A 6114-nucleotide genomic window follows, 5' to 3' on the forward strand; every position below is an offset into this window, starting at 1 on the left:
GCACAGAGCATGGCCCATTTCCAAACATTGAAATCCGAACCCTAATGAAAGGGCGCAGCAAAGGCGTTCCCTGATGAAAGTTCAGTCTGCATTCAGTGACCTGGAGCCGGCCATATTGCAGGGCTTATACTGACACTCTTAGGGGGCTCTGACAGAAAGGCTGACACTCCTGGGCAGAATTACAGTTATCAAGAATGGAGCAAATATGAAAATGAGTTCGTTAAAAGTTCGTTGCTTATTGTCCTGACTTTTGACCTGATTCAGAGCCGCCCCGGCGTTTCAGTCTTGAGCACCTCGCGGCAGTTTATTGCAGGAACTGATCGGTGACACTTTTCTCAGTGACACGAATAACTGTCATCGGGACTGACTGCTGAATCCCATGATGAGAAAAGCAAGGGCTGATAGTGTCAGTTATGTCGATGCTGGAGAATTATGGGCAGAACATGAGGCGTACTCCGAACAAAATATGTAAAACCTCCTGTTTGAATATTATCTCGTCAGGTTACGCATATTCTCCTGCTGTCCCTAGAAAGGCATCAGTCGGTTGGGTCTTCATAGGCTACCTGACAGCGCCAGTATTGAAAGAGGTCTTTTGTCGGGATAAAAACCTGACGTCAAAAAAACGCATCTTTTTGCATTACCTTTTTGCAATTTAGGAAGACCCGAATTCTGCCAGCCTCTATATGAATGGATTCTGAGGTGGGTCATGAAGCGAGCCCGGATACCACGGACCAGGTTCATTCTGTTCACTACTGCGGCACAGGCAGGCAGTGCCTGACCAAACGAAATCCGCCCTGCACCGGCTGCAGATAGACGGCTGTCATTCGGCATCAAAAGTATTCGTTTCAACTCAGTCATGTGGCCATAAAAATCCTGCGAGCAGGCAGGCGATTAAGTTTTTTTAGCCACTTACAAAAGCCCCGTCTATTTATGCATGGCGCCTCGCGGGTGACCTGTTCATTCTGAACGTACAGACAGATATTATTGGCAGTGTAGATAAGGGCGCTTTCCGTTTTCCGGGGAGGGGAGATAAATGACTTTTACAGTCCCCCAGAGGCGGTTGCAGGGATAAGCGCGCAGTTTTCGCGGTCGCGAGGCCGGGAAAAAAATCGCTTATTACAGACTCTCAGCTGAAACTGCCGGACACTGAGGTCAGCGCACATTCGAAAAAAATAAACGCAGCTGAAACTCAGGCTTATTCAGCATGTTGCTTAACTCTTCGCGTGAGCCGCGGCATGACGATGCTGGAGTTTTCCCCTGCCTGCTGCACTATGCGGCAGCAGCAGTAACGGCTGTGTTAAAAAGGTTTCGGGACTCACCGCCGATCCTGAAGTAAAGACGCCGGCTGTCACGATTTAAGTTTTTAGCTTCAGGGAATGGCTGTCAGCACAGTTTTGACATCCTCCGGGAGAGCAATACACGTGCCACGCTGCCAGAGGGTTTCACCCGTCATGAAAGTCCCGGACAGCGCCTGTATTTTGTCTGACAGCGACACTCCCGGAAAAACGGGCAAAGCTCACTTACGGTGTGCGGGTTTATCACAGCAGAGTTGATTTAACCCACTGAAGTGCAGATATCTCTTCATCTCCGGACTGAAACAGCCGGCAGGCTGAGCCGGAAAAAACGTCATGAGATTGTTCTCCAGAAGCATCACCGCACGCATCGGGATGACGTTAATGCCGTTTGTATTAAAAACGGCAGCGCAGTCAACAAGAAGCAAACAGTATATCGGCGGCCCACGCGTCCGCGGCCATATCGGGTTGATACCGTAACCAGGTCTCCGGTCGTTCCGGCCCCTAGCAGCAGATCATCTACACAGCAGCAGCCGTCTGGCCTCATCGGCATCCAGGGTGAAGCGCACGCCCAGCTGGCGGGTCACATCCAGTGCAAACACCCGTGTGTACCATTCTGTTGACTTGGAGTCCTTATGGCCCATCAGGGTCTGGATGACCTTCTGCGGAACCTGGTGCTGGACCAGATGCATCGCGAACGAATCCCGGAATGTCTTGGGCGTGACAGGGCGGATGGAGAACGTGACGCCGTCACGCTTTGCAGCCTCTATCGCTTGACTTATCCAGCTGCGGGCCGTGTCTTCGCTCCGGATATCCCAGAGCCGTGCGCCGGCGGCGGGCTGTGCGGTCGCAAACCATTCCCTGAGCCGCTGGACGAAGGCCGGATCGGTGAGCGGCACGGCCCGCGGCGGGTTATCGCGTATCTCCGCCTGCGCCTCCTGCTCAGCCTGCTGCTCTTCTTTTGTCGGGCGCCCGCGGCGACGGGATCGGCTGGCGGCAATTTCGCCCAGCCTGCGCTGCTTGAGCGTGCGGAGCACCACGAACGGCGAGACGAGCGGAGCCGCACTCAGTGGATCGTCCAGCACAAAATCCCCTCGGGTCAGCGGCAGTATTTCATTGAGCCGGCCGCCGGTGTTCCACAGCGTATCAATAAACAGGCGTTTGCGGAGATCGGTCACTTTTGACAGCAGCACGGCCACCTCGGGGGCGAGCAGGTAGCGTGGCATGTCGGTGCCGTAGGCGGCCGCCAGGTTTCGCAGCGCGACCGCACTTTCGTAGTCAAAATAGCGTGCAGCGCCTGAACTGTTCGCATTATGACCACTGGCGTCGCTGTGTGAAATCTGCGTCGTTTCGCGGGGCAAAGTGCCCAAACTTTTAATCTCCGTTTTCTGCGGGTGTGTAACGTATTTTCGCGCATCTGTAAAGGATTTTCGATGAGAATAAATCGATCCACACAGGATCCTCGTCGGAACGGTTTTCCGGCTTTTCTCCCGTATACGGAGAATAACCTGGTCGGCCGAAAACAAAAAGCAGGCGCCCGGCGCCGTTTCTCGCGCAGTCAGCGCCGCTAACCCCCTGCCGGTAAAGGAGAAACTGAAAAAGGCGGACAGGGCGGGGGCGTCCAGGCACTCTGGTATGAATACCTGGTCAGGAACGGAGTTGTGGAATAATGTCAGTATTATAGTGGTCATCAAAACGGTCGTGTTCGTTCCGCATCAATACGCCAAGTGAGCTGCTCCCTATGACCTGATAGCTGGAAAGTATATTGAGGAGCATCAGCTGTGTGAAAGGTGACAGTTCATTACACTTAAAGGATGAAGGACTGGGTCCGAGCGAGAATGAACAGGATAAAAAACAGACGTAGTTTCATTAATTCTGGCAAAAAAGCAGGAGAGTTATGCGTCAGATTTTGCACAGCATAGTGGTTATCATCTTAATGACATAGCCTGACCACTGAATAAATTTTCACATCGTTCATGTCAGACACTACAGTCATTGCCTAAATTAATACCCCATAAGAAATGATAGTTGTGTCAGATTAATCACATGTCATTTACAGATCACTTCATTTTTAGCCTGTTTATTTTTCTTTAAGGTTTATAAGAAACTTAATTTAAAAATTAAATTAGAATTTTCATCTGCCACTACTTAAAAAATCACCCCCCCTACTTTTAAGTTATTTATAAAAAGTACTAGCTGTAAAAAAGAAAAAACCTTTGCTTAAACTATTTTTGTGTCTATGTGTAAGATAATTTTATTTTGTTTATCATTATATGTGTAAATATTTATGCTTCTAGCACTATACTTATGATTAAATGAAGTTTAAACAATGCATAAATAAATTAAAAACAAGTGGCGAAAAATCTCCATTGCACTTAAGGTGTTTTAAATTGTCAGGCGGTGTGAAGAAATAAAAATTAATTTTAGCTTCAGGATGATTAATAACCACCCATAAATATAAATAGTCTAGAAATGACAAGATGATATAATAACCCATGAATGGGTGAAGTTATTTTTCCATGTTGACAATATATGATATTGGCGAGAATTTTTTATATTTCTACTGTAAGCTTAATATTATAAGGGACTTACTTAAGATATTTATTTCTTTAAAATAATTCTATCTGTTAGCTTCCCAATCTCTTTGTGCTCTTTTTTCTAATTTAAACCTTCAGAAAAAACCTGGGATTTCAAAAGGAACTAAAATGTTCAATTTCTTTAGTATTCTCTTAATTAATTGTATTTTAATTTCAAATCTGGCAATCATAAAAGTATATGCTTCTGATAATATTGATGTAAAGGCATGGGTGCAAACCCCAGAAACATCCTATCCAACAATATGCAATAAAGAACAAATAGAGATTTTCTCATGCCCGAGCAAATCGAAAGAAACTATAGCTATTTGCATGAATAGTGCAAATAAACAAATGTTTTTTGCATACCAAGAAAATTTAAATATTAAAAACCTGAAACTAGATAAAATAAAACAAATTGTTAATATCCCAAAAAGCGGTGCATCAACAATATTGCAGGCTGAAACAAAAAAAGGTTTATTTCGTCTATATTTCGATGAAAATATTAATGACAATCCAAGCGCAGTCACTATGAACGGAAAGGTAAGTTTTGAATGTGTTCACAATCAGGAAGCATATAGAACTCCCACTAATATTGTTAAATCGGCACAAGGGAAAGATGAAATAGTAAATATCTGGCAGCTTAAGTTAGCCCCATTACTTAAAGAACAACAAAAAAATAACAGTATAATTTATAATGAAAAAATCGGTGACTTGTGGGACTCCTGGCCAAAATAAATTATCATTACTTTAATATAAGGAAACGATCATGTCTGCAAGTGAATTTATTGATAAACAAACTCTCATTGACCAACTCAAACAATATCGAACGACGGCTTTTGCTACAGAAGATGGTTCGAGACCATCAGTCTTAAACGAGTTTAACTGGGCAGGTGGATATAGTTCTTATTCTTTCGGATTGTATCAATTTGATGTTAGAAACAATGATCTTGCAGAGGACGCGCTAAGGTCCATGGGCTTTACTGACACTCAAATTGACCAACTATCCCAAAGAGGTACTCTTGGTAATGACGTTAAAACAGCATTAAGCGAACAGCTACAAGCTGCTCTGGCAACTACTGCTGGTAAGCAGATCATGGATAATTTGCTTAACAATTATGAAGCGCAATTAGTTCACACAACTACCAATCTCCTTGATATTACTAATGACGATATTTATTCGCAAATAGCTTCAGAACCTGAATCTATACAGCGTATTTACGACATCGCAAATCACTTTGGTACCAGCCTATTACGCCAATTCGGAGGTTTCTTATCGGGACAATCAATCGTAACTAACGGTATTTCACTTACATGGAGTGATTCTTTAACTGCTTCTGAGAACATGGAAAACTGGTTTTCAGCGGCAGATCCGGGCGATGCAACGCGCAGTGATGCCTTCAATAATACCGTGTCCAAAGAATCTCTCCCTGAAACCATTATAAATATTACAAAAGGTGATGGAGATGATGCAACAATAGCGGCATTTAGTGAATTAAAAAACGTTCAGCTTAATGTTGACAGTGGTATAACTGTTAACATTACTGGAGAAACTGGTAACGATACATTTAATCTCGGAAATGGCAGTAGTGTAAATACCTCAATGACATCCGAAAAAAGCAATACATACTCTTATTCTACTTCGGATGGAAATACAAGCTTTGCAACTTTGGTTGGTAATAATTCGGCAGCTACTATCTCATCCTCATCTGGAAGGCTTGATATTACAGCTAATAACTCTGTTATTAATCTAGAATCTGATGCTGAAGTCAACATTATAGGTAACGGCAATGTAATAACAGGTGGTTCATCAGATAACGTTTCAGTCTTTGGAAATAACAACAGTGCTTTCATGGGCGATGACTCCACAGGAACAATTGTCGGAACGGGGAACAGTATAACAGGGACTGATACTAATAAATTTAATATTTACGGTGATGCTAATAATACCAATCAGATCACAGAAACAAAAATAAACAACTTCGACGGCACATCGGAAACGACCGTCTATAACGAATCCACTGGTAACTGGAGCACCGTGACCAGTAAATATAGTGGTGAAAACGAAACGGGCACTCTCCTTAGTACATTGACAAATAATCTGGATGGCACATCTACAGAAACAAATTACAGTGGTAATACCACCACTGACCAGCCCCCAGTATTAGATACAACCTTCAGTTAGTAATGTCGGTGGGTTTTTCTTCATGTTTCCCGTTTCGCCAGCCTGCTGCAAATTCAGATGGCGT

Annotated in this window: 4 protein-coding genes; 2 read left to right on the top strand and 2 right to left on the bottom strand. The window is 44.2% G+C overall.

Annotated features, from left to right (window positions below):
- Positions 1 to 552 precede the first annotated feature (552 nt).
- Both C7433_RS23675 and C7433_RS22210 read right to left on the bottom strand, forming a co-directional pair.
- Complete coding sequence (locus tag C7433_RS23675; protein ID WP_158281349.1) at positions 553 to 858, bottom strand: hypothetical protein; 306 nt, start codon at positions 856 to 858, stop codon at positions 553 to 555.
- Between the two features lie 949 nt (positions 859 to 1807).
- Positions 1808 to 2662, bottom strand: coding sequence for a tyrosine-type recombinase/integrase (locus C7433_RS22210; protein ID WP_110268926.1), 855 nt, complete (start codon positions 2660 to 2662; stop codon positions 1808 to 1810).
- Between the two features lie 1335 nt (positions 2663 to 3997).
- Here C7433_RS22210 and C7433_RS22215 point away from each other — a divergent pair.
- A complete protein-coding gene (locus tag C7433_RS22215; protein ID WP_014593732.1) occupies positions 3998 to 4603 on the top strand; it encodes a hypothetical protein in 606 nt (201 codons plus the stop codon).
- A gap of 31 nt (positions 4604 to 4634) precedes the next feature.
- Entirely contained in the window at positions 4635 to 6050 is a 1416-nt protein-coding gene (locus tag C7433_RS22220) for a hypothetical protein (protein ID WP_110268927.1), read from the top strand.
- Positions 6051 to 6114: the final 64 nt, after the last annotated feature.

The sequence above is a fragment of the Pantoea sp. PNA 03-3 genome (genome assembly GCF_003201175.1).
In the GTDB taxonomy this organism is placed as follows: Bacteria; Pseudomonadota; Gammaproteobacteria; order Enterobacterales; family Enterobacteriaceae; genus Pantoea; species Pantoea stewartii.

Excerpts from the sequence above, each read along its gene's own strand:
- C7433_RS23675 (WP_158281349.1), bottom strand. The coding sequence starts at position 858 with ATGACTGAGTTGAAACGAATACTTTTGATGCCGAATGACAGCCGTCTA.
- C7433_RS22215 (WP_014593732.1), top strand. The coding sequence starts at position 3,998 with ATGTTCAATTTCTTTAGTATTCTCTTAATTAATTGTATTTTAATTTCA.
- C7433_RS22220 (WP_110268927.1), top strand. The coding sequence starts at position 4,635 with ATGTCTGCAAGTGAATTTATTGATAAACAAACTCTCATTGACCAACTC.